We start from the raw sequence: 2,218 nt of genomic DNA, 5'->3' as shown, positions 1-2,218 counted from the left end.
TCTAGCCATTGCAGGATTGGATATACATAGGAAGGGGCAGGATGTGGAGTATCAATACCTGTTGGACCACCGTGGATTACGACCAACAAAGGATATTTTTTTGTAGAATCATAATCGGCAGGCTTGTGGAGGACTCCCTCTATCAGAGTGCCGTCAACGCTACGCCAGACCATTAACTCACTTTGTGCGACTTTCCAATTCGCTATCTGTTTACTCATTTGTGATAAATTTCTTAGGGCCGGTTTTTGGGTATTATTGGCCATCCATATTTCATTTAGTTGATTTCCATTTCGGGCATTGAGGGCCATCTTTTCCCCGTTTTTTGAAAACGCCAATCCCACGACCTGTTCAGGCAATCCCGTCAGCATCCGGAATGAACCATCTTTGGGCTCTATTCTCTAAATCGGTCTTAAGGTTTTTTTCAAAAAAGCCCCATAAATCCCCTTGCTGTTCCAAATCAGATTGGAGGGATTCTCATCCAGTTTAGAAGCCAATTGAACAGGTTTTTTGTCTTCAAGGGCTATCCTAAAAATCTTGGTGTTTTTATAAAAATTGGATACCGTATCATCCACGTCACTGACATACAAAATCTGTTTGGAATCCGGTGACCAGGCCTGAAACCTATCCCCACCCGGATTGGAGACCAAGAGATTCAATTCCTTTGTTTCCAGATCAAGAATAGACACGTCGGATTTCATGGAGGACATGATCAAGGGGTCAGGTTGGTGGTTGATGGCGACCTGCTTTCCATTGGGAGAAATCTCAAAAGAAGTGACGGTAAAATCCCCTTTGGTCAATCTCTTTGATTTTGGTATTTCTATACATCCCGATGCCACTTTCAATGAATCTGATTTTTCATGACATGGCAATTCCGAGGGATTTGGGAAAAGTGGATCAAAATCGATTTCCCATATATGGGACATGACATGATCTTTATCGTCTATCTCAAAAGCTCCATATCTCTCTTTCCTATCTTTTACCGACTCCGCCTCTTTCTCTGATTTCAATAGCATCAGTCTTTTACCATCCGGATGCCATTGGAAGAAATTTACACCTTCCTCCTCCTCCGTAATGGCAAATGCCTCTCCGCCGGTTAGCCTTAAGGCATAAATCTGAGCTTTATTTCCCCTGTCTGATAAAAATGCAAGCCATTTCCCATCAGGTGAAAACATAGGTGAAGTACTGCTGTTCTTGGGATTGTTGGTCAACTGAAATGGTGCTCCCCCGCTTTTTGCCATCCAAATTTCAGAATCAAATCGATTTTCAATCCAATCAGCCGTCTGTACTGAATATGTAATCAATTCTCCATCAGGAGATATGGCAACTTCCCCAGCATTCCGCAGGGAAATGACTTCTTCAAAAGTTGGTGATTGTTTTTGTTGTTGCGACAAAACAAAAAATGTAGGTGCAAAAACCAGCAAAATAAAAGCGAACAATTTCATAAAATGATGTGGGTTAAGAGGTATGATAGGTATTAAGAACTCTAATTTAATCAACAGTAACAGAATTTCATACCAAAATGCCATTTCCAAATTATTAATTCAAAGTTCTTTGAATGGTTCTATTTTATTTTATCAATAATTTTTAATGATAAAAATTAAATATTATGTATTTTTTTAATTGTTTTATTGAATTTATTTTAATGTAATGAATGTTTTGTTAACTTTGAATCATCAACAAAGACAAAAGGTCTTAACACAATGTAGGATGTTGAAATTGGCAGACATGCCCTCCGGTCTCGGGGGTGGGGTCAACAGCATAAAGCAAACATGGAGCTCGTGTTTCGCCTAACTGCCCCGTGGAGGTTCGAATCCTTCTCCTACAGCAATTAAATAAATGGAAATACGAAAGGTATTCCCAAAATTTGAAAATTTTATACTGTAGGATGTTGAAACTGGCAGACATGCCCTCCGGTCTCGGGGGTGGGGTTAACGGCATAAAGCAAACATGGAGCTCGTGTTTTGCCTAACTGCCCCGTGGAGGTTCGAATCCTTCTCCTACAGCTGGTTATTTTGGGTTTATTGTTAATTGACTAAAGCTGTGAGATTTTATCCCACGGCTTTTTTATTTTTATAGTTCGATGGATTTGACCCTCGATGCAATTAAAGCTGGTCTAAATGAGGCTAAAAGAGTAATGGTAATCACAGACACAGAAGTCCATAAAAAATCCCACCATACCATTTTAACAGGATAGCTTTCAATAATAGATGAAGCAATA

Annotated in this window: 2 protein-coding genes; both read right to left on the bottom strand. The window is 39.7% G+C overall.

What is annotated here, in order from left to right:
* Window positions 1-368: alpha/beta hydrolase family protein (locus tag ACEW8U_RS19330; protein ID WP_373523702.1), on the bottom strand; the 368-nt coding region annotated here is incomplete at its 3' end.
* 30 nt (window positions 369-398) lie between these two features.
* A complete protein-coding gene (locus ACEW8U_RS19325; RefSeq protein WP_373523701.1) occupies window positions 399-1,442 on the bottom strand; it encodes a TolB family protein in 1,044 nt (347 codons plus the stop codon).
* Window positions 1,443-2,218 lie beyond the last annotated feature (776 nt).

Origin of the sequence: Aquiflexum sp. (assembly GCF_041751335.1) — a bacterium.
Lineage (GTDB): Bacteria > Bacteroidota > Bacteroidia > Cytophagales > Cyclobacteriaceae > Aquiflexum.
The sequence above is the reverse complement of the archived record's forward strand: the minus strand, read 5'-3'. Positions and strand labels throughout refer to the sequence as shown.

What these genes read in the sequence shown, in the direction of transcription:
- ACEW8U_RS19325 (WP_373523701.1), bottom strand. Translation starts at nt 1,442, where the DNA reads ATGAAATTGTTCGCTTTTATTTTGCTGGTTTTTGCACCTACATTTTTT.